The following is a 25688-nucleotide window of genomic DNA, read 5'->3' as shown; positions in this document are numbered from 1 at the left end:
ACCTCACAGCCGCTCTACACCCTCATCTGGGAAGAGCCGGTAAAGACCGCCAGTGCCCGCCCGTCGGTCTTGGACACCCCCGCGAAGCCATCGACGCCCACCTCGCCATCGTGTTGGCTGCCCTGACCGTAGCCCGCTACCTCCAGGACGAGCCTGGGCCACCAGCACCGCCAGGAAAGCCTCTGACGGAGCCGTCCCGACTGCTCCACCACCACTTCACGGCCTGCCCGCGCTCCGCGATCTGCACTTCCGTGCTCCCTAACCGGCCCGGGACGTCACGCACGAACACCACGACCAGCCAGCCTACCCAGCAGCGGGGTGTGTCAATCCGAGCGCCGCCACCTCTTTGACCAGCGCAAACGCGAACCAACCCACCAGATTCACGTCAAGTGGCACGAGTCAGGCCGGACGGTCAGCGCCCGCACCGGCCCTCCTGAACGACACCGACGGCCCCCGCCCGGCACCCGCGTTCGTGGAGTGGCTGATGGGCCTGCCCACCGAATGGGTCACCGGCGCCGATGACCTGACGCATAACCAGCAGATCACCGCGCTCGGCAACCGTGTGCTACCTCTTCAAGCCTGCGCGGCGCTCAGGTGTGTGCGTGGTGACCGGGTGAGCCTACTTGCCACGTAAGTCGATTCCGCTCTATGGCGCAACTGAGCCTACGTCCCCCTGCCAGTCTCGAACCACGGTGTCGATGTGATCTGGAAGGGTCGCGAGCCTTTGGGCATCGCTCCAGATGTCGATGAACTTCGGATCGTCACTCTTCGGCGGGTTCTGAACATCGCGGACGCGAACAGCAACTGGCACCCCGGTGCTGACACCAGTGACGAGAGCGTGTTGTTGCGCGAGGCTTGGCAGCTGTTCAAGTAGCGCGCGGGAACTAAGAGCTGTTGCGTGACGGAGCAACCGCTGGTCGGCCTCGTGGGTGAGCCTGTGCGCGATGACGGTCCCGCATTGGGCAACGACGGTTTCACTGAGTTCGCTCGGACGCTGACTTGCGAGCAGAAGTGAGAGCCCAAACTTGCGGCCTTCCTTCGCGATGCGTTCGAAGATGACCGCTGAGCGATTCACCCCACCGGTGGAATCTAGCCGGGACGGTATGAAGCGGTGTGCTTCTTCGAGCACCAACATGACCGGGTGCTCAGCACGCGGATGGCTCCGAACTGCGAAGTCAAAGAGGATTCGACCCAATAGCGCGGTGACGCTCTCCAGGACGTCGTTAGCGACGAGACTGAGGTCGAAGATTGTCACAGACGGACCATCGCCATGTGTGGCGCTCTGCGCACGATGGTGGGACGTTGCAGGCCAGTCGGAAGCCGCGTTGTCGTTTGTTGGGTCGACGCCCAGGAGCGCCTTGAGATAAGTTCCGAGGGGGTCGTCGTGCTTTTCGACCCGCGTTATGAAGTCGTAGCGACCATCGGCGAGTAGCCGACTCAGGCGCATCTGTAGTGTCGCGACGTAGCCAGCGATCTTGCTGTCATTCGCCTGCTCCATCTGAATTCGGTTTGGGAGGAAAAAGTCGCACAGCTCCTGGAGCGAGTAGTACACAGGCGCGTCGAAGTCAGGCGCTGCTTGAGCGCTACCCATGCCGAGCGCGCCGAAAGCAGCCGAGATCTCTTTCCGGATGGCGACAAACATCCTCGCAAGGATGTCGCGTTGAGGTGCTGTTAGTGGCGTCCACTGGACATTCGACACGGAGGCCTGAGGCGTACCAGCATCGAGAATCACCTTTATTTGCGACCATTGCGCAGAACACACACTTGCTTGACCAAGCTGGCCATTGACCAGGTTGGTCATACCGTCGAGCTGGGCGAAGGTCGTATCTGAGCCACTCTTGGTGTTACTGAAGGCTCCTTCGATGATCCCCATAGAACTGAGCAGGTTCTGCAGACGGAGCAAGTCCAAATTCGTTGAGGCTCCAGCTACTCGCGCATCAGCTATGGACCGCTGGAGCACGGGAGCTTGAACACCTTCGCTGGCCTTGAGGAGGCTCATGTGCTCCTCGTTGTTCATGAACCAGTGCGGTAGGAAGAGTCCGGAGTCCGTCCCCGGCTTGGGGCCGAGCACCAGCGGCCGAGTCTTCTTGCCCCGAGGCGTAGAAGACCCGAAGGACTGTGCGTACTCTCCGTTGATATCGAAGATGACGATATGCCCATTGGGGATTCCGTGATCCAATAGCCCATCAATGATGGCGGCGACAGTGCAGGACTTGCCGGAGCCCGTGGAGCCGACAACAGCACAGTGATGACCGAGGAGCAGGTTGGCATCAAGGTGAACAGCCTGCTCAGCGGCCACCGCCGAAGTGCCAATACGAAGCGACGGGCCGCCCTTGGAGAGAAAGATGTTCTTCACTTCGCCAGGCGTGGCTGCCTGCACTGGCGCGTGAAGCGGAGGGTATCCAGTCAGCCCAGACTTGAAGCAGTCGTTCTCGAAGCGGCCTACCACCGTCGCTTCAAGTTCATAGGCTGCCGTGTCGTCCTGGCTAAGGAGAGGTGCCTTTACCTTTTGGTCGTCTCTCCCGCTGATGTAGACGCCGCTGACGATGCCAACAACGCGATGCGCGCCAGCAGGTACCGTTATGTAGGAGTTCACCACACCGACGGTCTGGAGACCGTCAGGACCCACCTTCGTGAAGCCCTTCGATCCAACGTCCAGCGCGACTCGGATCGTCGTGCTGCGGACGTCGATTACACGTCCGATAATGCCGGTCTCAGTCATTGGACTTCACTCCCGAGGCTGGCAAGTTGCCGTCACGCGCAGCTTGCTCAAGCGCCTCGATCAGTGCTGTAACGGCCGTGGGTGTATCGCCCAACTGGGATGATCCCGGTAGGAGGCGGGAAAGCTCCGTGAACTTGCCGTACTCGCCAGTGAGTACGGAAATGCGGGAGTCACTGGAGGTAGCGAGGGCAGCGATTGCCGTTTTCTTCGGCGTAACGTCGAGATCGCTGAGGTGCTGCTGGAGAGAGTCCGACGTTAGCGAGGAGATGTCTGCGTCTTCAAGCACCGCGAAGGGATCAGCCACCAGCACATTGAGAGCGGAGTTCGTGGCAAGGCTGCGGAGAAGTAGACGGTTGATGTGCGGGTCGGCGAATCCGTAGCCAACGACGATTACTGCGGTGTCTTCCTGCTGTACAGCATCACCCAGTAGCCGAAGGAGGTCTGAGTACGGGTATGCGAGGGTGTCACCCTCCTTCGCTGAAGTCGGGTAGATCAACACCAGCTGGTCGTCTTCGGGGAAGGCGTTGCTGTGTCTCACCTCTAGTGACTCAAGTCCGGTCAACCGATCCTTGTCGCTGGACGATCGCCAGTTGAGACTGCCGTGGACCTTGTGCAGATAGATGGCCCCCTCAGCGCGCGCCAGCACCGATTGCGTCGTCGTTTCGACTCGGTGGAAGTCAAGTCCGTAGAACGCGAGGTTGAGGCGACGTTCGACCGTCCCGCTGAAGCCGTCGATGTACGGATATCCGAGTTGATCGAGGGCGCTCTCAATGACCAGGTCGTAGTTCGTGGTGAAGACTTGTGGCCTTGGCAGATTGACGCGACGACTACGGATGATTCGGGAGAGGAACGTCCGGTGCGCAAGCAGTGGGTCGGAATCGAACGGTGCGTCCAACGGCTTGCCGGGTTTCGGCAGACGGCATGCTTCGGCGAGCGCCCGGTTGATCTGTTGTCGCAAGGCATCGACCTGCTTCTTCGGGTAGGACTTGGCGTCCGCCCCCGAACCGAGCGTCACCGAGTCCTGGCCAGCTTGCGTCGCAAGCGATGCGGCAAGCTGGAGTCCGTTCAGGAGCTTTTCTAGATCACCGCTGTCGGTGGGATTGATCGTGGCAAGGAGCGATTGGTGTTCCTCCGTTGGTTCACCGCCAGCCTCCCTGATGAGCCCAAGTACCTGCTCATTGGACAGGTCTCGCGTCTTTGGAGAGCCCAAGTGGAACGACGCGCCAGAGCCAAGAAGGACGACGAGGTTCTTCACTTGCAGCAGCGAACCCAGATGTTCCCGGACCAATTTCGGCTCGGATGTCGTGATGATCTCTTTCACCGTGCCACCGATGACGAGGAGGCCCTTGGCGTCATCCTCCGACTCCGTTGCGGTGTTCGTTGTTGTCATCGGGCCCCCTCTTGCTCGTTGATGTAGGTGATGCCGAAGGCGAAGACCTGGCGGAACTCCTGGCGGCGGGAGCCGAGGTCGAACTGGCTACCGGAGCCCTTCTGGAAGATGTCGAGCCCCCGCCCGAGGAGAAGCTTCCACCCATGGTCGGTGCGGATCGACCTGTCGTGGATGGTCTCGTCCCAGGTGACGGTGAACTGGATGCCGACGGTGGCGGCGCTGTCTTGGATGTCCTTCAGCATGAAGAGGTGCTGCTGGGCGTACTCGCCGCGGTCCTCCTTGGTCACCAGCGTCACCGCGATCTCGTCGGCAGGATCCTTGGCCGCCGCGAGCAGGGCCAGCAGATCGGCCAAGTTACGTCCCTGGTGCGGGAGCCGGATGTAGGGGTCGATGATGGTGATGTTGGTGGCATCGCGCAGGTAGGGCATGAGCAGCGTCTCGTACGAGACTCCACGCTGGTTCTCTTGGAACTCGCGGTGCCCTTCGAACAGGGGCGCCGCCGCCTCGGGAGCAACTGGAGCCGCAACTGCGACCTCTGCTTGCGCGGACCCAGGCTCCGTCGACGACTCTACTTCGCCCTCGGCCTCGGCGCGGCGAGCCTGGTAGTAGTCGGGGTACTCGTCCTCTTCCAACGTGGTGACGCCACGCCAGGTGCCGGTCTTGTCGGAGTAGCCGAAGTTGACGGCGGCCATTGTGGTGTCGATCCGAAGAATCTGGTCCTTGACGCGCTTGCGTCCTTCCACGGCGAAGCGCAGCAGTTCCTCGATCTCTTCTTGCGTGGCCTCGCCGCCCGGGAAGATGAGCTTCATCAGGCCAGAGAAGGTCTTGTGGATGCCGTCTCGGTCTCGTGTGGAGATGTCGGATCCGAGCGTGAAGTGTTGCTGGTAGCGGTCGGAGTAATCGGTGTTCCGCATAGATCGGAGCACTTCGGCGATGTAGTCGACGACGAATCCGTACCCGGAGGAGAACATCTCGCTGCGGATCGTGTCTACCTCCCAACCGGGGATGTAGAAGTGGAGGCGGTCGAGGTAGGCGGAGTCGTGGTACGCCTCCGGCAGTTCGTCGAACAGGTCAGAGTGCTTGAGCATGTAGGGCACGTTGTGCGAGGTGTTGCCCACGAACACCATCGACGCTTCAGCTCCGAGGGTCTCGACGCCACGGGAGAACGACTTGTTCGCCATGTAGTTCTTCATGATGTCGACGAGCGCCTTGTCGGTGCGCTTCTTCTTGCCGGCGAACTCGTCGAACGCCACCACGTCCCAGTAGCCGACCAGACCGATGCGGCCGTTGGCGTTGTTCACGAAGAGCTTCGGGACGGTGACCTCGCCACCAGAGATCAGCATTCCGTGGGGCGAGAACTCGGAGTAGATATGGGACTTTCCGGTGCCTTTAGGCCCCAACTCAACCAGGTTGTAGTTCCGCTCGACGAACGGGATGAGACGGACGAGTTGCAGCAGCTTGGCCCGTCGTCCGAACAGCTCAGGGTTGAACCCGATGGATTGGATCAGCAAATCGATCCACTCTTCGGTGTTGAACCCCTTCCGTGATGCGAGATAGCCCTCGTAGTCGAAGCTTGACATCTGGATGGGCTTCAGGCTTCCCAGTATCCAAGGCACGACGCGGGTGTCGTCGCTGTGGAAGTACTCGATGTCGCAGATGCACCACACGCCGCCGACCAGCAGCTTTGGGTTCGCCTTCACCGTCGCGGGTTCGACGATCACGCCGTTGATCCCGAGGTTGGCGAACGAGGCTTGGTACACGTCCTGCTTGTCGTTCAGGGTCACGGAGACCTTGTCGATGATCCGGTGGCGACCCTTCTCCCGGATGGTGGATTTCACCAGTTCTGACTCGTTGCGGTGCACGTAGTGGTCGGCGAGAATTTTGCGCACCGCGTCAATTCCCGCCTGGATGGTTGCTTCGTCGTCAGAGGCGGCGTACTGGCCGAGCAGGTACTCCAGCACGTAGGAGGGGACGATCGCGTTGCCTTTGACGGCCTTCACGAGGTCTTTGCGGACGACGGAGCCGCCGAAGAGCAGGTTGATCTTGTAATCAAGGTCGCTCTGCTGCGGTGTGCCCGGCTCGGCGTTGCGTTCCTCGCCGGGGCGGCTCTCGGTGTCCGTCATGGCTGCTGCTTCCTTAGAAATCGAAGTCCGATATGAACGAGCGCTTGAGCAGGTACTGAGCCCGCTGGTAGACGCGCCACTGGGTGGTGTTGGGTATCTGCTCTTCGAGTCGGAACTCGACCGTGCGGTTGTTGAACTCGTTGGCGTCCTGGCTGAGGAGCATCCGTGCACTCTGATAGCGGTCGCGCTTGTCGTCGGAAGGCTGGTCGAAGAGCAGCTCGGGCTGATTCGAGATCAGGGTCTCGCCGACGTAGAGGCCAGCCCGTAGTGTGCGGGCCTGAACCTTCTCGCCGACCGGTTCGGACTGGAAGAGCTTCACGACGAGCTGGCCGGTGGTGATCTTGTCCGTCTCGGGCAGTACTTCGACGTTGACGGGCCGAGTGTCACTCTTGCGTTTCTTGTTGACGGTGAGTATCGGAACGACGACCTCCTGGAGTGCGGCGCCGCCGTGGACGAACCGGGAGCCCGCGCCCGGCAGCTTGAGTCGATGGATCGACTTGGGAAGCTGCACCTCAAGGTCGCTGCTGAGCCCGAGCTGTTCAGGCTCGAACTTCCGGAACGCGGGATTATCCTTGAGTCCCCGGCCGAGCACGTATCGACGGTTTGTCACGACGAGCTCGTCGCCCTGCGGCTTGGTCGAGAGGTAGGAGGCATCGGCAAGCGCGGTGTCCTGGTAGAGGAAGCCGTGGTCAGCAGTCACCAGGATGTTCGTGGCGTTCGCGTTCGTCAGTCGCTTGATGATGTCGACCAGTTCGCGCAGCGCGTCGTTGGCGGCCTCGAACACCTGACGTTCGGTGCGGGCCTTGTCGCCTGCAGCGTCGATCCGGTCGTGGTACACGTACAACACCTGGTGCGCGCCATAGAGTTCGCGCAGCTCGCCACGCGGCATAGCGAGGACGTCCTCGGCCTGGATCGCGAACCCGTCCACCGGAGCCAGCACCTTGTTGCGGTTCCCTGTCCCGTCGGAACGCTGGCCGTCAACGAGCACCGGGTCGCCATCGTGCGAGTGGGCCAGCGTCTTGTGCGGAAGCAGGGCGGCCATACCGAGTTGTGTGTAGCTCGGAAGCACACCCAGCATCGCGTCGAGTTCCGCGTCGAAGCGGTCTTCCTGGCGGATACGTGAACCCAATTCTTCGGCGACCTCGTAGCGCAGCGCATCGGAGATGATGACGACGGCCTTCCGGTTGACCTTCCTGATGATGGGCTCGACGTGATCGGTGAAGAACCTTGTCTGCGGGCGGAGTGCGACTGATCGCCAGTCAGTCACGGCATCGACCTGCTGTTGCCAGGCGTTGCCGAGCTCGTAGAGGTATCGGTTCGCGTAGTGCTTCTCCACCTCGACCCGGAGCGCTTCGAGAGGGCCTGCGTACTCGGTTGTGCGGGCGGCAAAGTGAAACTGTCGGTACAGCTGGTCGATGCGGAACCAGTGCTTGCGGTACCGGTCGAGTCCGTCATCGAACGACGCGATCTCGAATCTTGCAGTCGCGAGCTCGCTCAGCAGGTCGGAGGCAGCGGCGAGCGCGGCGTAGAGTTCCCGGTATCGATCAACCCAGATGCTGCTCTGTCGGGCACGGATCGTCTCGGAAACCTCGCGTGCGCTCATTGTCCGCTCGACGATCGCCTGCGTGAGCGCGCTGATGATCTTGCGCTCCACGTCCTCAAAGAGATCGTTGCCCACAAGTTCAGGCAGTTCGGCATTCTCGATGCTGCTGGCGTAGTCGAGGCTCTCCGCTGCGTGCCGAGCCAACGTGGCGAGCGCATCGGCGCTGCGTCGGTCGTTGCGCAGGCTCGCGAAGTCGAGCTGGATGTTGCGCAGGGCTCCGGGCGTGTCCGACGCGAACCCGTTGATTGCCTGGCGGAACATCCACAGTACGAAGTCGTCGACGCTGGGCTCACTTGCTTCGTAGCCATAAACCTTGGCAACACCGGCCCAGTGGAAACCGTCGAGGCTCTGCTCGGCCAGCGCGTCGTATTTGGTGTGCGCCCCGCGTGCGTTCTCGATCAGCAATGCGCGCGTGAGCTCTAGCATGCTGTGCTCGCGCTGGCCGAGCACCACCGCCGACATCTTCGCTTGCAACCTGTCGGCGTCATCGTCGGTCGCGAGGAGCGCCTTGAGACTCTGGACTCGCTTGGCGACGCGGAAAAACTTCTCGTGCTCTCGCACCACCTCATCGATCCCGCTACCGCTGAGGCCAAGGTCCTGGCTCACAAGCGCGGTCCGGTCAGCGGTGAAGACCCCGTAGGCAAGCTCAAGATCAAGCAGCCAGTTCCCAGTACCCGGAGGAACAGGAGCGCCTCGGTACAGGAGAAACTTGCCCGCTGGCTCGTCGTGGAGCACGCGGTTCTTCACGGCATACTCGTTGTTCTCGACCCGCACGATGGTCACGCCGCTGAGATCAAGCGCGTCAAGCTCGGCGGCGTACTCACCGTCTGCGTCGTGCCAGAAGACCAGGCGCTGTGAATCGAACCTCTGCTCCAGGTGAGGCAGGACAGCGCTGAGTGAACTCATTCGTCGTCCTCCCGTTCTGAGGAAGCTTCGAGCTCGCGCCTTGCGACCCGCTCGGCTGCTGCCTCATAAATCTGCTGGATGCGGGCCTGAAGCTCAGCCTTCGGCGGCAGCGCCGTCCAGTACTCCGCCACCACGATTCCGTCCTTGTGCATCTCCAGTAGTTCGATCTGCTCGCGGCTCGCCGCAGTACAGAGAATCAGGCCGATCGGCGACTCCTCGCCCTCCCTGCGTTCGTAGCGGTCGAGCCACTTCAGATAGAGCTTCATCTGGCCCTCGTAAGCGGCCTTGAACTTGCCGATCTTCAGTTCGACGGCGACGAGGTGTCGCAGAGGCCGACTGAAGAAGAGCAGGTCCAGGTGGTAGTCATCGTCGTCGATGATCATTCGCTTGTGTCGTTCGACGAAGGCGAAGCCGTTCCCCGCTTCGAGCAGGAATGCCTCCATGTCCTGGATGATCGCGGCTTCAAGGTCGCGTTCGAGGAAGGTGTCTTCCAGGCCGAGGAAGTCCAGCAGGTAGGGGTCGCGGAACACATCTCGCGGGACAGCGGTCTCGCCAACGATCTGCGCGTTGGCGATCTCGCGGCGCTCGTAGCCCTTCCGCGCGATCAGCTGCCGCAGGCCGCGGACGCTCAGCCCCTGGCTCATGGCCTCCTGCGCGTAGAAGGCTCTGGCCTCGGCTGTTTTCAGGGGAAGCAGCGCCCGGAAGTGGGTCCAGCTCAATTGTCGTCCCAGCGAGACGACAATCTGCTCGTCAGGGAACTGCTGGGCAAACTGGATCATGCGGCGGAGGTTTTTCTCCTCGTACGAGCGCCCGTACTGCTTCACCAACTGTCGTCCCAGTGAGACGACAATCTGCTCCCCGTAGGCGGCTCGCTCCGAGCCGAGCACCTCCTCGCTGACGAGGCGGCCGAGCCGCCAGAAGGTCACCGTGAGGGCAAGGTTGGCTTGACGAGCAACCGCAGCCTGCCCCTCCTCGATCACCTCAGAGGCGCGAGCGAGCAGGTCTCGCTCTGCCTCCCCGCTGCTCCGAGCGATCTCAGTCATCGGTAGCCTCCAACCCTGCGATCTTCTTGAGGGCCGGGTAGAACTTGGGATAGTTGGCCTTCACCCCATCGTCGAGATCGATGGAGACCTGCTGAGACGCAAGCGGGTAGAGCACGTCATGCTCGTACTCGCTGAGTTCCACCAGCACCTTGCGGAGCCGCTCGGCTTCCTTGAGCGCCGCTGCCTTCTCGCGAGGCGTACCGTCCCCGGCGGTGAGACGCACCTGGTGCTGAAGGTTCGCCTCCAGCTTCGACTCAAACTCCCGCAGGTACTCGTTCAGAACCGTCGAGACCGTAGACGGCGTGTAGCGGTGCATGTAGATCAACGCGTTGAACGAGCCCTTCGGGCTGGAGAACAGCCAGTAGATCGGGCGCTTCTTATAACGCTTCACGTGATCGTCGTAGAACTTGGATCGTCCGGCACGGGTAACGAAGTACTCCCGCAGAGCCTTGACGCCGAGCGACTCCTCAACGAAACGCAGATTCTCCTCGAAGTGCTCCTCGCCGAACGCCACCCGCAGGAACTGGCGGAACCTCGCCACAATGTCGTCCTCGAACCAGTCACCATCAACGATCGGCAGCACGTTGTCCGCATCAGGAACGAACGTCGGCTGTGGCACCTTGGCGAGGTAGTCCTGCAGCGTGGCGCCCTGGTCAGCGAGAATCAGGCCGGGTTCGTCGAGGCTGTACCGACCGAACATGCAGCCGATCGCATACGAGACCAGGTCCCGCACGACTGACGCTTCTGAGTACGGCGGCGCGAGCGGTACCTCCGCTGGCGACCAGTCAGCGACAGCGAGCAGGGCCGCTTGGAATATACGAGCATTCTCGGTCTCGATGTCTCTCAGCTCGCTCTGAATCCGGGCATCCATCTCCTGCATGGATCTCACGCTGAACCGAAGTAAGGGATGCCTCTCAGCACCCATGAAGATCGAGTCGAGACCAACGAACCCGCGAGATATCTCCGACCGATCAAAAGTTGCCCGTGACAACTCGATCGCTTGCTGCGCGATCGCTTCGATGCGCGGCGCTGCCAGCGTCTCCTTCGGGATCGGGAGCTGGGAGAGCGTACCAACGCCGAAACCCTTTGGCGAAACGAGCCGCGCCAAAACCTCGAAGGCCGGGCTGTTCATGAGCGCGAGCAGTTGCTCTATCGTGGTTGCCCCAACCGGGAATACCATCGAGTTCTTCTGATCGAAGATGGTGTCCGTTGAAACAAGGCGCGCCTTGAGATTCCCCGCGAGCCCACCGTAGGAAAGGCCAGGCCGAAAGTAGTACGTTGAGTTTCGAACCACGGAACTCGGATGCGCTCGAATCTCGGCACCGTCGCCCCGCCAGTCAACGACCAGGTCCTCGCGTGCGAACCATCGAGTCGGTGAACTTGACTTCACGTACGGCACCCAGCGTGAGTTGTCGCCAAGACCATCGACACGAACGTTGGAATAGGAGACCTCAAACCATTGGCGTAGGAACCGGGAGTTGTCTCCGGTCTGGAGTCCTGTGCGGACCTCAGCGATCGAACTCATTGCCGATGCTGAGGCAAACGTGCTGTGTGCGCTTTCGGATGCCGCATACGGGGTGAAAACCCGGCCCGGAAAGACATCGAACCAGTCAAGCGTGTGCCCGTAGTGCCGAGACGAGTCCCGGAACTGCGCCACCTTTGCATCCGTGGTAGCTCCTCCGGTGGCGGCGATGAAGATGCTCTTCGCGGAGCCTGGGGCGGCATTTTGGAAGAGCGTGGCAGAGACCTGGACGACTTCACCTGCGATCTCGGGGAATGCGCGCGGCCCGAGATGGAGAAGTATTCGGGGAGACAATGTCTCACGGACGACATCTCGGAACTCCGCACATTCGACGTTCCCGAGCCAACTATCCATGTTCAGAAGCGCAAGGTAACCCATCGGCTGTACTAGTGAACGCGACCGAAGCACGAAGGCGAGGTCTATCCCAGTGAATGCTTTCGGAAAGTGCTCTACTACGAAGTCATACAGAGCCCCGCCCATGTTGCGAGCATCCATGTAGGGGGGATTCGCAACGAGGAGGCAATAACGAGCGGACAAGAACTCCGCCTGTCGGATCGTCTGCTGGGCCCGCTCGATCGAATCGGCGCGGAGGATGTCGCCTTCGTCGTGGAGCGTCGCGAGGTGTTGGCCGAGTCGGACGGTCAGATCGGGATCGGGCTGGATGAGTGACCCGAGGGTGTCGGCTCCGGCGAACTGGTTCCAGAACAGTTCCTCTGCGTGCTTGTCGCCATCCGCGGTGATGATGTAGTCCAACTCGTCAGGGCTGAACGAGATCGGTTCAAGCACGCAGATGTTCGGCTGGACCTGCTGGCCGAAGAACGTGCGCTGCTTGGCGCGCGCCTTCATGGTGAGTGCGAACGCTGCCAGCGCTCCGGCACGTGGGTCGATCTCGATGCCATAGAGGTTGTGAGCGAGGATCAGCTCCGGAATATCGGACGGAGCGTAGCCCTCCTCCTCGTAGATCGCGTAGAGCAGGTCGAACGCGTAGGTGAGCATGTGTCCGGACCCGCAGGCTGGGTCGATGACCGTCAGGTCCTCGGGGCTGGTGATCTTGAGGAAGTCGGCATTGTCGTCGACCGGCGCGATGTAGTAGTCCATCTGGTCGACGAGATGGGACTCGGGGTGGTTAAGCATCCAGAGTCGGCCAACGGAGTTCTCAACGAGATAGCGGACGATCCAGCGCGGGGTGAAGAGCTGTGTCGCAGCGGGAATTTCGGCGGCTCCGGCCTTCTGGCCCTTCTTGAATCCGGTGAAGACTTCGTCTTTCCGTTCAGAGATGTAGAACTGGTAGAGCCAGCCGATCACTTCGACTTCGCGGCAGACCTCTTCGGTGAGAGCCGCGGTTGCCCGCGTGAGGATGGAGTCTGCTGCGAGGAGGTTCGCGGGGATGAGGAGTTCGGTGTAGTCACCTTCGCGCTCGAACATGAACGGCATCGAGCGGTTCCAGTAACGGCAGTACTCGGCAAGCAGGAGTGTGTAGGCCTCGCCCTGGGCGTCTGCGCTGGGGCGGGTTCCGTCGAGGAGGCCGGTGATCGCGTCGAGGGTGCGCTTGCTGGTGATGACGGCGGGGTCGATGCTGCCTCGTTTGGCGTCAGCGAGTATCTCGGGTTGTCCGACTTGCTGGCCGTGAGCGGGTGAGACGACGCCGATGCCGGTGTAGCCGTTGGCGTCCATGAAACGGAGCGCGATGATGCGGTTGAACCAGGTGTAGGCGACCTTGTCGGCGATCGCGTCCTTGCCCTTGGCACCGCCTCCGGCGGCTGCCATATCGCGTTCGAGCATGGCCACTGCGCGCTGGTTCTCGACCCGTTCCGGTGAGGAGGGGGCGAGTACTGCGGTCAGCCGGGCGCTGACCTGGGTGATGAGTTCTCGCCTGGCCCATGTGGCGAAGCTCTTCAGCGGTGCGGTTTCCATGGGTGGGGTCTCCTACAGCGCGATGCGCTTGTCGTCGTTGAGGGCCTGGAGCAGCGCGGTGCGGAGCGCATCGAGGTAGCGGTCTACGTCGTCTTCGGTCTCCAGGACGCCGTGGATGCCTGTGGTGCTGATGCTCTTGACCGAGACGGTCTGCTTCACAGGAACCGGCGAGACCGCTGTGTCGTCATTGCGAGGACGGGGGTTCTCGGCGAGTTGGTCGAGGATGGTCGGGTAGGTGTGTTCCTCGAAGGTGTTGGCGATCTCGCGGACGACGGCGATCTGGCTCTCTCGACCGATCCGGTCGAGGATCGTGTTGACTTTCTGGGTCGCGTTGCGCTTGGCGGCGTCAGTGGCGTCGAGGTAGATCGTGCTGGTCTGGAGGGGCGCCCAACGTGAGTCGATCTCCAGGAGCGCAGCGTCGCGGTTCGCGAGAAGCGCCTCGCTGATGCGCGCCTCAAGCTCGACTGCGGCGGCTTTCAACTTGGTCATCCGGTTGCCACGGAAGGCTTGCGGGTCGGCGAGGAGTCCGGCCACCTCCTGGCTGCTGCCGGCGGGCAGATAGTTGAGGTTGTTGGCGTTGGTCGTGAGGAGTTCGCTTGCCTCGTCGTAAATCTTGCGCTGGGCGCCGCCGAGGAAGGCTTGGATGGGGTCGATGATGTCTGTCTTCGCGTCGAGCAGGTCGTCGGTAGCGGCGAAGTCGGTCAGGTACCAGTCATCGGGCTTGCCCACGACAGAATCCAGCAGCGCGATCGGAGCTTCGAGCTGAGTCACGAAGGGGTACTTGGAGCCGCTGACTCGCGCCTTGAGTTCTTCACTCTTGGCGCGGAGGCGCTCGCTTGTGTGCCGGGCCAGTTCGAGCGGGTCTTTCGGCACGGCGGGTTCATCGAAGAAGTCCGTGCAGAAGGCCCGAAGCGTGGCGACCTTGCGCTGGTCGAAGGTCTTCTGAGGTGCGACGACGGCGTGGGAGTGCTTCTGTGTGTTGCGCAGTGCTGCCGCGATTTCGCTGCGCTTGAGGATATTCGAGTCCACCGTGAGAGTGATCTTCGAGGTGCCGACGAGCCAGGCGACGACGCACTCGATGGAGGCGAGGTCCCATCCGTAGGGCTTGGCCTGGAAGTGATCGACGATCTTCTTGACGGTGATCTGCTCCCCGAGACGGTCGCGCTGCAGGACGTACGACAGCACCTCATCTGCCGGGGCCGCGAGCGCGTGCATTGAGGAGTCGTCAATCATGGCGGCTTGGTCGGGGTTCGCGAACCCGGCAACCTGCTGCTCGCTGTAGGTGCGTCCACCGAGCAGGCTGAGCTGCGTGTAGGTACGCGCGATGAGGTCTTGGAACCCCTCGGTGATCCGCGTGACTGCTTCCTGCGACCCGGATGTGAGGTCTGCGGCGTTGATCACGAGATCGGCTCGCCCGACGGCGCGGCGGATTCGCTCTACAAGCTCCTTCTCGCGCTGCGCGTTTTGAGTCGCCTTGGCGCGCAGAATCTGCTCCTCGACCGGAGAGAGTGAACTGGTCTGCTTGCGTTTGGTGTACTTTTCGGTCTTGATCAGCAGCCGCAGGTCGGCCAGCGCCCGGTCATCGGGAGCGAGGATCACACGGAGCTCGTCCTTGCCTGCCGAGTGCATCCGAATCTCTTCCGGACCGTATGGGTACTCGGGAGTGATGAAGTGCAGAGAGAGTTCGCGTTGCTGGCCGAATGCCTGGTCGTCGAGCTTGTACCCTAACGGGAAGTCCTGCCCGTTCTTGGCGTACCGGAGCTTCGAGGTCTTGACGACATCGCCGGACAGAATCTTGTTCAGCCGGGTAGAGACCTCGGAGGAGTCGATCTCGACGTTCTTGATCTCTTCCTCGATCACCTGCTCTTCGTTGGTCAGGTACTCGTAGACATTGCCGTTGCGCTGCACGTAGGTCTGCGTCTCCAGCAGCGTCAGCGCTTCCTGGACCTGCTTGGACAACGCTGGCAGATCGAGCCCGAATCGGTCGTAGACGAGCACGGTCAGGTTGCGCGGAGTGGCCTGGAAGCTCTCGACGTATTTCACCAGGAACAGTGCCTTGAGCAGTCGCACGGCGAGCTTGGTGACTGGTGAACCGCTGTCGGGCAGGTCGCGCTCGGCGCGGTCAATCGAGCGCTGTGCCGCGGACTTCAACGACGCGCGGATGCCTGCGAACATGGCGTCGAAGGTGGCCAACGTGCCGATCTCGACATTGCCGATGTCCTTGGCGACTTGCTGGACGACGCCGAGCATGGAGCGCTCACCAACGGAACTGTTGCGGCCCTCGAAGACGTTGTGGTCGGAGATGCCCTCGATCGCGGCTTGGAACAGCGGGAACTGGTAGCTCACGAACGGGTAGGTGCCGACGAAGTGGGTCTCGTCTGTGAAGTTCCGGTAGGTCTTCGCTCCATCGACGAAGTCGAACAGTGTCTTGAAGTTCGCAGACTCCTGCGCGTAGACGGCTTCGAGCACCTGGGTGCCCTTGTCGTTCTTCTCCAGCAGTCGCTTGCGGATGACCTCTTCGACGTCTGCGGAGGTGAGCTTCACTCGGGTCTTGAACCGGGCCTGAATCTTCGAGAAGTCGTTGCCCTGCTGTTTGGTGCGGTCGCCGACGACCTTGTCCATGTCCTCCTGGGAGGTCACGAACACCCAGGCCCGTCCGCCGCACTTCGTGTTCAGCGACTCGGCGATCGTCTGAAGGTTCAGCATCAGATGCGTGTTCGAGCCGATGAACTGGCCGACCTCATCCACGAAGAAGTTCAATCGGTAGCCTGCGGGCTGCTTGTCTAGCCAGGTGCGGACCTCGTCGGCAAAGTCCTCGATCGAGACCGAGTAGGTGTCCTGGTAGGTCTTCAAGATGTCGGGTGCGGCAGATGCGTCGAGGCCGGTGATCTGGGCGTATGCCTCGTTGACTTGCTTGCGCACGGTTGGAAGGCCGAAGCTCGGTCGGCGCTCCAGCCACTCCCGGCCCGACGCAGCTTGGAACGCGCTCTTGAACGCATCGAGTTGCCCCTCGTCGTCGAGCTGGCGCTCGAAGTGGGCGATGTGTCCCTGGTCGCCGTAGTAGCCGCGAGACTCGTCGAAGACCTTCACGAACACGCGTAGGAGGGCGTCGGTCTGATCCTTGCTGATCAGGGTGGCCTTCTGATCGATGTTGAACAACAGGCTCTTGGCTGGGATGCGGTCGGCCTTGTCGAGGAGGGGTGGGAGGAAGGCATCCGTCGCCTTGGCGCGGAAGCTCTCCGAGACGCGCTCGCGAGGGAAATCGTCACCCTCCACATCGCCGAGGAGGTGCGCGAGCATCTTCAAGAGGTGCGACTTACCGGAGCCGAAGAAGCCTGAAATCCACACGCCGTTCGCGTTGGTGTAGTTCGTGTACGCCTCCAGCAGCAACTCAAGTCCCTTGGCGGCCTCGTTAGTCAGAACGTACTCGTCAACCTCGGTGCCCAGGTGCCGGGCGTCGTCGGCCTTGATGACGCCCTCGATGGGCCGCTGGACGTCCTTGGCGAAAATCTCAGTGAGCTGCATGACGGTCACGGTTCCTGTTCCAGAATGTTCTTGGCGCGGTAGTACTGATCGTCCTTCAACCTGCCAAACAGCACGAGCGATGAGCCGAGCGTGTCGGACTGCTCGTAGCGGCCGGGGAAGAACATGAGCATCGGCCGGCCCACCACAACGCTCTGCAAGTTGTTGAGCACGTTGTGAGACCGGATGTAGGGGAAGACCTCGCCGATCCCGGTCAGGAACACGATGTCGAACTCGCCCTCAGCCAGCTGATCGCGGATTGCGGGAGCCAGGTGCTGCTGCGGGTTGAGCATGGACTGCAACATCTCGGTGAACTCGGCCTTGTCCAATTCGGGCTCGACCTCAAGCACTTCGTCCCAGTCGCCGCGCTGCTTGAGGACGTCGATCGACAGGTCGTAGAGGTTGATCTCGCGTACCTCGATGCCCTTGCCTGCCAGGCGGTTCTTGACGCGCTTCTTGGCTTTCGCGACATCAAGCGCATGCTCCGGCGCGTAGGGGTAGATGAAGAACGGGACCTCGTTGGACAAGCCCTCCATCTTCAGGAAGCGATCGCCACTGAGCACCGCGAACAGATGCTCTTCCTGGCGCGAAAGTTCATGGGGCGTCACAACGAGACCTCTTTGATGTCGCGGGCCGGGAGGTAGCGGAGGTCGCTTGGTAGCTGAGCGTCGAGTGCGTCCCGGACACGCTCTGACAGCGCCGCATGGACGATCTCGCCGCCTGCAAGCAGTCCAGCCTCGGTCAGCATGCGGAACACGGTCGACCGGAGCTTCTGCAACGTCGAGTCCTTCACCTCTGCGAGCTCGGGGTGCCACAGCGCTTTCCCACGAACGAAGCTGTCGAAGTCGTCGTATCCCAAGGTGGGAGTGAGCAGGAGGAAGCGCTCGCGTACTACCTCTTCCGCGAAGTCGCCGATGAGTGCGTAGCGTCGGCATGCGGCGACCCACATTAGGTGACCGCGTTCGCTGGGGCTGGCATCTCGCAGCAACTCCAGCTCCGGGTGCGTGAGCACCGCCAATCGCTGCGCGATCTCGCGCGCCAACCGGAATCCGGACGACGCGGTTCGCGCCTGGAGCAAGTTCTCTGAACGGAGCCGGTCTCGAACCAGACCCCAGTCACGAACCTCGAGGAAGAGCGGCACCGCGATTACCGCCTCCCGAGCCAGGAGGGCACCACTGGTGAAGGAGAGGGCGTATCGGTCGTGTCCCTGAGACGTAATGCTCATCTGGTGCCTCCTTCCGATTTTGGGCAGTGGATCAGGATATGTGGTGCCACCGACAAAGTGTCAGCGGGGGCTCGAAGTGAGTGACGCGCTCACCGTGGCGGCGAGAGTTCGGAGTCGGCGGCAACCCCACCTCGTCGCACCCAGTCGTCGATCTCGCTGGCTTGGAACTTCCAGAGGCGTCCGACTTTGTGGGCGGGCATGGCCTTCTCGGCGATCCAGGTGTAGACGGTGTCTTTGGTGACCCCGAGGTGGGCGGCGATGTCATCTGCGGACAGCCATGGCTCAGCCACGTTGGTCCTCCTCGCTCAATGGCCCAGGCAGGCCGACACTCACGATGATACCGGCGGCGTACGGCTTGAGTGGGGTTTTTCCGGACATGGCCGAACGAGATGGGTGCGGAGAGCGGGCCGCAAGGTTCGGCCGCTCGGGTCGGGACGCGCTTCATTAGCCAGGTCGTCGCTGTCTTCTGCCATCGGTCGGAGTGGCGTAGTAGATGCCACTCTAGGAGGCACGATCACCAACCTCCGGGGTGAGGCCGGGCGCAGTGCTCGAACCAGAGGTCGTAGGTGCCAGGCGCGGTGGCCCGCTGCACGGACGCTGACACGGGATTTCCAAGTGTCACTCCGCACGACCTCCTGCGCCACACGGCCGCATCGTTGGCAGTCGCATCGAGCGCAAACTATACGATCGTTCAAGAGATGCTCAGCATGCGTCAGCGGCGATGACGCTCGATCAATAGGCCGACTTTTTCGACAACGATCTCGACGACGTTGAAGTGCGTTTGGATCGCCTTGTGGGTGGCTCAGTCTGGCAAGTTTGCGCTCAAGACGCACTCAAAGGAGCATCCGAGCAAATGAGTTTGGCCCCAACTTCCGCCTAAATGTAGGGAAGTCGGGGCCTAAAACTTGGGGTGAGTAACGGGGCTTGAACCCGCGACCTCCTGGACCACAACCAAGCGCTCTACCAGCTGAGCTATACCCACCATGTTCGGCCTGCGAACTTGTATCCGCTGGCGTCAACCAGGAGAGCCTACCGCATTTTCAGTGACGAGGTGAACTCAGGCTTCGAGGTGCGGCGCGAACTCCTCGACGATGCGGCCTGAAAGTGCCTTGACTGTCGCCGTCTCGGGGCCCGGTTGCGGCACGCACATCGACTCGCGGTAGTAACGCAACTCGCGAATCGACTCGAGGATGTCGGCTGCCGCACGGTGGCCACCATGCTTCTCGGGCGCATTGAAGTAGATGCGCGGGTACCAGTGGCGAGCGAGTTCCTTGAACGTCGACACGTCGATGTTGCGGTAGTGCAGGTGCGCGTCGAGCTCCGGCATGTAGCGCATGAGGAACATCCGGTCGGTGCCGATTGTGTTGCCCGCAAGCGGCGCCGATTTCGCGGCCGGAACGAAACGCTGCACATACTCGAGTACTTGCTGCTGCGCATCCTCAAGCTCGAGGCCGTTCGGAATCTCGTCAATGAGGCCCGATTCCGTATGCATCTGCGTCACGAAGTCGCCCATGTGGTCAAGTGCAGCCTGCGAAGGCTTGATGACCACGCTGAGGCCGGCGTCGTCGATGAGGTTGAGTTCGTAGTCGGTGATGTACACCGCGACCTCGCAGAGCTCATCGATTTCGAGTTCGAGACCGGTCATCTCGCAGTCGATCCACACCAATCGGTCGTTCGTAGCACTCATGCCGTTCAGTCTAGTGACGCCCGATCAGGCCGCACACCGAGTACCCTCGTACCGCATGCCTCCGTAGCTCAATGGATAGAGCACCGGCCTTCTAATCCGTAGGTTGCCAGTTCGAGTCTGGCCGGGGGCGCTCATCCACCACTAAACCGCGCGCTCCCGCCTAAACCGCACGCTGCAACGCGCGGAATAGGCGGAAGCGCGCGGATTAGCCCTCGGCGTGGGTGTCGGCGCCGGCGCGGGCGTGCGAGCGGCCGCGGAACCAGAGCATCCCACCACCGACGATCGCAGCGATGCCCGAAGCGATGAAGATCGCAACCTTCGCAAGCTCGTGCGAGGGGTCACCGACAGGGAACGACAGCTCCGCGATGAGCAACGACACCGTGAACCCAATACCGGCCAGCGTTGCCAGCGCAAACACGTCGAGCCAACGAATGGATGTATCCAGGTTGATGCCGCGCACTCGCGTCGTAAGCCACACGGCCAAGGTGATTCCGAGCGGCTTGCCCAACAAGAGCGCGAGCATGATGCCAAGCGAGACCGGCGCGAGCAATCCATCGCCGTCACCTCCGAGCCCCGAGAACGAGACGCCGGCCGAGAAGAACGCGAAGATCGGCACGCAGATGCCGGCCGACAGCGGCCGGAACCGGTGCTCGAAGGTCTCGGCAAGACTCGGCAGAGATGGGTCCTCTTTGCCTCGCGGTCGCACCGGCACGGCGAATCCGAGGAGCACCCCGGCGATCGTCGCGTGCACGCCCGAGAGATAGAAGAGCATCCAGCAGACAAGGCCCAGCGGCAGCAGCATGTACCAGGCCGCGCCGAGGTCACGGCGGAAGAGATCGCGGCGACGGTGCGCGACGACCCAGTAGAGCGCGAGCGGCACCATCGCGGCGAGGAGGTACCAAAGCTGCAGAGCTGAGGTGTAGAAGATCGCGATGATGCTGATGGCGATGAGGTCATCGACGACCGCAAGCGTCAACAAGAAGGTGCGCAGTGCCAGCGGCAGTTTCGAGCCGACGACGGCGAGCACCGCGATGGCGAAGGCAATATCGGTCGCGGTCGGAATCGCCCAGCCGTGCAGGGTGTCGGGGCTCGACCAGTTGATCGCAACGAAGATGAGCGCAGGAACGGCGACACCGCCGAACGCCGCGACAATCGGGATGGCCGCACGCGAGGGTTTGCGCAGGTCGCCCGCGACAAACTCGCGCTTGAGTTCGAGCCCGGCAAGAAAGAAAAACACGGCGAGGAAGCCGTCAGCGGCCCAATGCCCGATCGACATTTCGAACGACCACTCACCAACCTGCACGCCGGCGTAGCTATCGCGCAGGCCGAAATACCACTCGGCAAGCGGTGAGTTCGCGAGCACGATTCCGAGCGCGGCCGCAGCGATGAGCAGGCCACCGCCGATCGTCTCTTTGCTCATGATCGCGCTAAGGCGCGCGACTTCGCTGCGATCTGCGTCGGTGGTGGCCGGGGCGAACGCAGCTTCGGAGGATGCGGTGGGTTGCGACGTCGACGTCGACGGGTTCATGGAGTCCTCAGGGGATGGTCAGACAACGAACGACGCAGAGTTCATCGACTCCGGCGTCGTGCCGACCAGACTTCCCGGCTCACCGCGGGCAAGCCTAGCCGACGGGTGGTCGCGCAGGTGCGGCGTAGTGCTTCGATTGCCTCAGCACACGGTGAACCGCGGATACGCGCGTGGCAGAATCGGCGCCATGCGCACCCAGCAGGCTCAGATCATCCGTGAACTCGGCGTCAACGCCGCGATTGACCCGGTGGCCGAGATTCGCCGCCGCATCGACTTCCTCAAGGACTACCTGCGCGCCGCCCACTCCCGCGGCTTCGTGCTCGGCATCTCGGGCGGGCAAGACTCGACGCTCGCGGGACGGCTCGCGCAACTCGCGGCCGAAGAGCTTCGTGCCGAGGGTGCCGAGGCGAAGTTTGTGGCGATGCGCCTGCCGCACGGCGTGCAACTCGATGAGGCGGATGCGCAGCTCGCCCTCGAATTCATCCAGGCTGACGAGGTGCTCACGGTTGATATCAAACCGGCCGTTGTTGGCCTCGACGAAGGCTTCACAGGCTCGGGCTTCGACGCCGAATTCACTGACTTCACCCGCGGTAACAACAAGGCGCGGATGCGGATGATCGCGCAATTCGCAGTCGCCGGCGACGAGCGCATGCTCGTGATTGGCACCGACCACGCAGCCGAAGCGGTCACCGGCTTCTTCACCAAGTTCGGTGACGGCGCTGCCGACCTCCTACCGCTGTCGGGGCTCACAAAATCACAGGGGAGACAGCTCCTCGAACACCTCGGCGCGAACGAACGGCTCTATCTCAAGGTGCCGACCGCCGACCTTCTTGACGGCATCCCCGGTCGCCCCGACGAGGTCGAACTTGGCCTCAGCTACGCCGATATCGACACCTATCTCACCGGCGGTGAGGTCGCCGACGAGGTGGCCGAAAAGATCGAGGGCTACTACCAGCGCTCGCGGCACAAGCGACACCTTCCGGTGGCGCCGAGCGACGACTGGTGGCGTTGACAACCCAGTGTGGTTTCCCCACGGCATCACTCCCTAGAATGTGCCCGTGACCATACGGGTAGCTCTTCAGCATCGAACCACGTACACCTTCGACGAGCCGGTCAAGGTGTTCCCTCATACCGTTCGACTGCGCCCGGCCGCGCATAGCCGCACGCCGGTGACCTCGTACTCGCTCACGGTCGAACCTGCCGACCACTTCATCAATTGGCAGCAAGACCCCTTCGGTAACTGGCTCGCGCGTCTCGTGTTCCCGAACCCGGCCGAAGAGCTCTCGATCACCGTCGACCTCGTCGCTGATATGACGGTGATCAACCCCTTCGACTTCTTCGTCGAGGACTACGCAAGCCGCTTCCCCTTCGCTTACCCCGACGACCTTGCCGCGAGCCTCGCGCCCTACCGCAGCGACGTCGAATCGGCGCTCGTCGACGGCTGGATTGAACGCAACATCAGCATCCCTGAAGACGGCCCGCCGATCGTTGACTTCCTCGTCGATCTCAACCGCCGCATCCGTGACGATGTCGACTACACAGTGCGCATGGAAGCCGGCGTGCAGACGCCCGACGAAACGATCACCCGCGCGCTCGGCTCCTGCCGCGACTCAGCCTGGCTGCTCGTGGCCGTACTGCGTCGCCTTGGGCTCGCGGCTCGCTTCGTGTCGGGCTATCTCGTGCAACTCACGAGCGACGTCGAATCGCTCGATGGACCTTCCGGCCCCGCCGAAGACTTCACCGACCTGCACGCCTGGGCCGAAGTGTTCGTGCCGGGCGCCGGCTGGGTTGGCCTCGACGCGACGAGTGGACTGTTCGCGGGGGAGGGCCACATCCCGCTCTCGTGCACGCCAAGCCCCTCAGCCGCAGCACCGATCTCGGGTGCCACGGCCCCGGTGGGCGTGAGTTTCTCGTTCAGCAACGAAGTCACCCGCGTACACGAAGACCCGCGTGTGACCAAGCCCTACTCCGACAGCGAGTGGGAGCGAGTCGACGCGCTCGGCGTGCACCTTGACGGCATCCTCGCTGAAGCCGATGTGCGCCTCACGATGGGTGGTGAACCCACGTTCGTCTCGCTCGATGACGCGACCACCCCGCAGTGGAACGGCGCCGCCGACGGCCCCGAAAAACGCCAGCTCGCACAAGACCTCGCCGACCGTTTGCGCACGCGCCTCTCGCCACTCGGTCTCGTGCACCACGGCCAGGGCAAGTGGTACCCCGGCGAGCCGCTGCCGCGCTGGCAGATCGCCCTCACCTGGCGCACCGACGGCGAGCCGATCTGGCGCGATCAGACGCTCCTCGCATCCCCATGGAACGAGCCCGTGGTTGAGCCGGGTTCAGCCGAGGCGACCGCAACTGTCGCGGCGCTCGCGGCCGAGATCGCGAAGGGCATGGGCGTTGACCCGTCGTTCGTCATTGCCGCCTACGAGGATGCGCTGGCGGAAGCGCTGCGCGAAGCGATGGCTCCCCAGGGGGAGCGGCCGGGGATCGATCCCGAGGAACGCCCTGCCGATGCGGCTGCGCGAGCCAACCTGGTCGAACAGTTGGACGAGCCGGGGGATGCCCGGGCGCAGGTCGTGCCGCTCTTCCGAGTTCCTGACGAGGATGCGTGGGGTACCGCGATGTGGCGCCCGCGTCGGCGCGAGCTTTACCTCGTCGCTGGGGATTCGCCCGCAGGCTACCGACTGCCGCTCTCGTCGATTGCCTGGTCGGAGCCGCCGAGCGAAGAAGAACGCGACCTCACACACGGGTTCGAGCCACTCGCATCCACCCCTGACGCCCCGCAGCCGGCGCAGGTGCTCGATATTGAAGACGCACCCCGCCACGCACTTGTCGTGGAAGAGCGCGAGGGTCGCTACTTCGTCTTCCTCCCGCCGCTCACGGCACTTGAGCACGCGCTCGAACTCATCAGCGCCATCGAAAACGCCGCCGCCGCAACGGGCGCACCGGTCGTCATCGAGGGCTATCCGCTGCCCACCGACGAGCGCGTGCAAACGATGTCGGTCACTCCAGACCCGGGCGTGATCGAGGTGAACACCCCGCCGACGAGCGATTGGCCGAGCCTGCGCGACCTCACCTTCGGGCTCTACGAGGATGCTCGACTCTCGCGCCTGATCACCGAGAAGTTCGATCTCGATGGCACGCACACCGGAACTGGCGGCGGCAACCACTTCACCCTCGGCGGAGCGACTCCGGCCGATTCACCGCTGCTGCGCCGCCCCGACCTGCTGCGCTCGCTCATCACCTATTGGCAGCACCACCCGGCGCTTTCGTACGTATTCTCGGGTCGCTTCATCGGGCCGACCTCGCAGGCGCCGCGCGTGGATGAGGGCCGAGCCGAAACACTCTACGAACTCGAGATCGCGTTCGCGGAACTCGAGCGCATCGCCCCGGCCGAGTTCGCCGAAGTCGGTGGCCTGCTGCGGAACCTTCTCACCGACACGACGGGCAACACGCACCGTGCTGAGTTCTGCATCGACAAGCTCTACGAACCGTTCGGGCCGGCCCGTGGGCGCTTGGGCCTCCTCGAGATGCGCGCCTTTGAGATGCCGCCGCATCCGCGGATGGCGCTCGTGCAGGCCCTCCTCATCCGTGCCCTTGTCGCAAAGTTCTGGCACGAGCCGTACCGTCGCGATCTCGTGCGCTGGGGCACTCGCCTCCACGACCGCTACCTCCTGCCCGACTATGCGGCCGCCGATCTGCACGACGTCATCGCTGATGTGAACGATTACCTCGCGACCACTGGCACCGAGCTGCGCATGGATCCGGCCTGGTTTGACGCCTTCCTCGAATTCCGGTTCCCGCGCATCGGCGAAGCACGCATCGATGGTGTCGATCTCGAACTGCGGCATGCGATTGAGCCTTGGCATGTGCTTGGCGAAGAAGCCACCGCTACTGGCACCTCGCGCTACGTCGACTCGTCGGTCGAGCGCGTGCAATTGCGGGCGACGGGGCTCATCGAGGGCCGACACCGGGTCACCTGCAATGGGGTCCCGGTGCCGTTGCACGAACTGCGCACCGGCACCGTCATTGGTGGCGTGCGGTACCGGGCTTGGGCGCCCTCGTCGTCGCTGCATCCGACCATGGGCGTGCACTCGCCGCTCGTGTTCGACCTCGTTGACACGTGGAATGGCCGCTCGCTCGGCGGCTTCACCTATCACGTCGTGCATCCGGGTGGTCGCACGTACGAGCGCCCGCCGGTGAACGCGGTGGAAGCTGAATCGCGCCGCTCGAACCGCTTTGAGACGCTCGGGCTCAGTGGTGGCGTGCTTGAGCAGGCTCGGCCTGAGGGCACCGGGATGCTCGAAACCGATCATCGCGAATACCCGTACACGCTCGACCTGCGTCGATTCCTGCCGGGATCAAACGCAGCCCGCGAAGCCGGGGATGAGCTTGAAGTCGAGGTGCCGACGACTGGACCGGAACCCGACGAGCCGCATCAGCGCATCCAGATCGGCTGACCGCGCGGGCTGAGGCCCGGTCGTGCCCTGAGGTTCTCGAAGT

At 62.7% G+C, this 25688-nt stretch carries 15 protein-coding genes, 2 tRNA genes and 1 pseudogene; 5 read left to right on the top strand and 13 right to left on the bottom strand.

All coding sequences use genetic code 11. The features are described 5' to 3' along the window. Nucleotides 1–484: 484 nt before the first annotated feature. Complete coding sequence (locus EG850_RS11370; RefSeq protein ID WP_214609555.1) at nucleotides 485–634, top strand: hypothetical protein; 150 nt, start codon at nucleotides 485–487, stop codon at nucleotides 632–634. A gap of 12 nt (nucleotides 635–646) precedes the next feature. Here EG850_RS11370 and EG850_RS11365 read toward each other — a convergent pair whose 3' ends face one another. The 10 genes from EG850_RS11365 to EG850_RS11320 form a co-directional block, all read right to left on the bottom strand. After that, entirely contained in the window at nucleotides 647–2722 is a 2076-nt protein-coding gene (locus EG850_RS11365) for an ATP-binding protein (protein ID WP_124973563.1), read from the bottom strand. Beyond that, a complete protein-coding gene (locus EG850_RS11360) occupies nucleotides 2715–4043 on the bottom strand; it encodes an SIR2 family protein (protein ID WP_185715045.1) in 1329 nt (442 codons plus the stop codon). The genes EG850_RS11365 and EG850_RS11360 overlap by 8 nt, the downstream gene beginning before the upstream one ends. Nucleotides 4044–4108: 65 nt before the next feature. Next, nucleotides 4109–6235 carry a BREX system Lon protease-like protein BrxL gene (gene brxL / locus EG850_RS11355; RefSeq protein ID WP_124973559.1) on the bottom strand — a complete coding sequence of 709 codons (2127 nt, stop codon included), beginning with the start codon at nucleotides 6233–6235 and terminating at the stop codon, nucleotides 4109–4111. A gap of 13 nt (nucleotides 6236–6248) precedes the next feature. Further along, complete coding sequence (gene pglZ / locus EG850_RS11350; protein ID WP_124973557.1) at nucleotides 6249–8744, bottom strand: BREX-1 system phosphatase PglZ type A; 2496 nt, start codon at nucleotides 8742–8744, stop codon at nucleotides 6249–6251. Continuing rightward, a complete protein-coding gene (locus EG850_RS11345; protein WP_124973555.1) occupies nucleotides 8741–9787 on the bottom strand; it encodes a PDDEXK nuclease domain-containing protein in 1047 nt (348 codons plus the stop codon). The genes pglZ and EG850_RS11345 overlap by 4 nt, the downstream gene beginning before the upstream one ends. Beyond that, nucleotides 9780–13223 (bottom strand): BREX-1 system adenine-specific DNA-methyltransferase PglX, encoded by a 3444-nt coding sequence (gene pglX / locus EG850_RS11340; RefSeq protein ID WP_124973553.1) that lies wholly within the window; start codon nucleotides 13221–13223, stop codon nucleotides 9780–9782. Before pglX ends, EG850_RS11345 begins: the two co-directional genes overlap by 8 nt. A gap of 12 nt (nucleotides 13224–13235) precedes the next feature. Further along, the gene (brxC, locus tag EG850_RS11335; protein WP_124973569.1) at nucleotides 13236–16748 is read right to left on the bottom strand and encodes a BREX system P-loop protein BrxC; all 3513 of its coding nucleotides are present in this window, start codon (nucleotides 16746–16748) and stop codon (nucleotides 13236–13238) included. A 5-nt stretch (nucleotides 16749–16753) separates the two neighbouring features. Further along, on the bottom strand, nucleotides 16754–17308 hold the full coding sequence (locus tag EG850_RS11330; protein WP_456237277.1) for a DUF1788 domain-containing protein: 555 nt from the start codon (nucleotides 17306–17308) through the stop codon (nucleotides 16754–16756). A gap of 41 nt (nucleotides 17309–17349) precedes the next feature. Beyond that, a complete protein-coding gene (locus tag EG850_RS11325) occupies nucleotides 17350–17970 on the bottom strand; it encodes a DUF1819 family protein (RefSeq protein WP_124973549.1) in 621 nt (206 codons plus the stop codon). A gap of 89 nt (nucleotides 17971–18059) precedes the next feature. Further along, the gene (locus EG850_RS11320) at nucleotides 18060–18260 is read right to left on the bottom strand and encodes a helix-turn-helix domain-containing protein (RefSeq protein WP_124973547.1); all 201 of its coding nucleotides are present in this window, start codon (nucleotides 18258–18260) and stop codon (nucleotides 18060–18062) included. A 315-nt stretch (nucleotides 18261–18575) separates the two neighbouring features. On the opposite strand from EG850_RS11320, the pseudogene EG850_RS13795 reads away from it, so the two are divergent. Then, nucleotides 18576–18706: pseudogene (locus EG850_RS13795) on the top strand (site-specific integrase); the annotation flags it as partial. A 170-nt stretch (nucleotides 18707–18876) separates the two neighbouring features. Here the strand turns inward: EG850_RS13795 and EG850_RS11310 are convergent. Both EG850_RS11310 and orn read right to left on the bottom strand, forming a co-directional pair. After that, nucleotides 18877–18952, bottom strand: a tRNA-His gene (locus EG850_RS11310). Between the two features lie 75 nt (nucleotides 18953–19027). Beyond that, nucleotides 19028–19657 (bottom strand): oligoribonuclease, encoded by a 630-nt coding sequence (gene orn / locus EG850_RS11305; RefSeq protein ID WP_124973545.1) that lies wholly within the window; start codon nucleotides 19655–19657, stop codon nucleotides 19028–19030. 57 nt (nucleotides 19658–19714) lie between these two features. Between orn and EG850_RS11300 the strand changes: the two genes are divergently transcribed. Next, nucleotides 19715–19787 (top strand) — tRNA-Arg (locus tag EG850_RS11300). A 75-nt stretch (nucleotides 19788–19862) separates the two neighbouring features. Here the strand turns inward: EG850_RS11300 and nhaA are convergent. Further along, nucleotides 19863–21185, bottom strand: coding sequence for a Na+/H+ antiporter NhaA (gene nhaA / locus EG850_RS11295; RefSeq protein WP_124973543.1), 1323 nt, complete (start codon nucleotides 21183–21185; stop codon nucleotides 19863–19865). Nucleotides 21186–21372: 187 nt separating this feature from the next. Between nhaA and nadE the strand changes: the two genes are divergently transcribed. Both nadE and EG850_RS11285 read left to right on the top strand, forming a co-directional pair. Continuing rightward, on the top strand, nucleotides 21373–22197 hold the full coding sequence (gene nadE / locus EG850_RS11290; protein WP_124973541.1) for an ammonia-dependent NAD(+) synthetase: 825 nt from the start codon (nucleotides 21373–21375) through the stop codon (nucleotides 22195–22197). A gap of 46 nt (nucleotides 22198–22243) precedes the next feature. Further along, nucleotides 22244–25645 (top strand): transglutaminase family protein, encoded by a 3402-nt coding sequence (locus EG850_RS11285; protein ID WP_124973539.1) that lies wholly within the window; start codon nucleotides 22244–22246, stop codon nucleotides 25643–25645. Nucleotides 25646–25688 lie beyond the last annotated feature (43 nt).

The organism is Gulosibacter macacae (genome assembly GCF_003865375.1).
In the GTDB taxonomy this organism is placed as follows: Bacteria; Actinomycetota; Actinomycetes; order Actinomycetales; family Microbacteriaceae; genus Gulosibacter; species Gulosibacter macacae.
This window is presented reverse-complemented; position numbering and strand designations above follow the sequence as displayed.

Bases quoted from the DNA above. Each gene is read 5' to 3' on its own strand.
- EG850_RS11370 (WP_214609555.1), top strand. From the start codon at position 485: ATGGGCCTGCCCACCGAATGGGTCACCGGCGCCGATGACCTGACGCAT.
- EG850_RS11365 (WP_124973563.1), bottom strand. From the start codon at position 2,722: ATGACTGAGACCGGCATTATCGGACGTGTAATCGACGTCCGCAGCACG.
- brxL (WP_124973559.1), bottom strand. From the start codon at position 6,235: ATGACGGACACCGAGAGCCGCCCCGGCGAGGAACGCAACGCCGAGCCG.
- pglZ (WP_124973557.1), bottom strand. From the start codon at position 8,744: ATGAGTTCACTCAGCGCTGTCCTGCCTCACCTGGAGCAGAGGTTCGAT.
- EG850_RS11345 (WP_124973555.1), bottom strand. From the start codon at position 9,787: ATGACTGAGATCGCTCGGAGCAGCGGGGAGGCAGAGCGAGACCTGCTC.
- pglX (WP_124973553.1), bottom strand. From the start codon at position 13,223: ATGGAAACCGCACCGCTGAAGAGCTTCGCCACATGGGCCAGGCGAGAA.
- brxC (WP_124973569.1), bottom strand. From the start codon at position 16,748: ATGCAGCTCACTGAGATTTTCGCCAAGGACGTCCAGCGGCCCATCGAG.
- EG850_RS11325 (WP_124973549.1), bottom strand. From the start codon at position 17,970: ATGAGCATTACGTCTCAGGGACACGACCGATACGCCCTCTCCTTCACC.
- orn (WP_124973545.1), bottom strand. From the start codon at position 19,657: ATGAGTGCTACGAACGACCGATTGGTGTGGATCGACTGCGAGATGACC.
- nhaA (WP_124973543.1), bottom strand. From the start codon at position 21,185: ATGAACCCGTCGACGTCGACGTCGCAACCCACCGCATCCTCCGAAGCT.
- nadE (WP_124973541.1), top strand. From the start codon at position 21,373: ATGCGCACCCAGCAGGCTCAGATCATCCGTGAACTCGGCGTCAACGCC.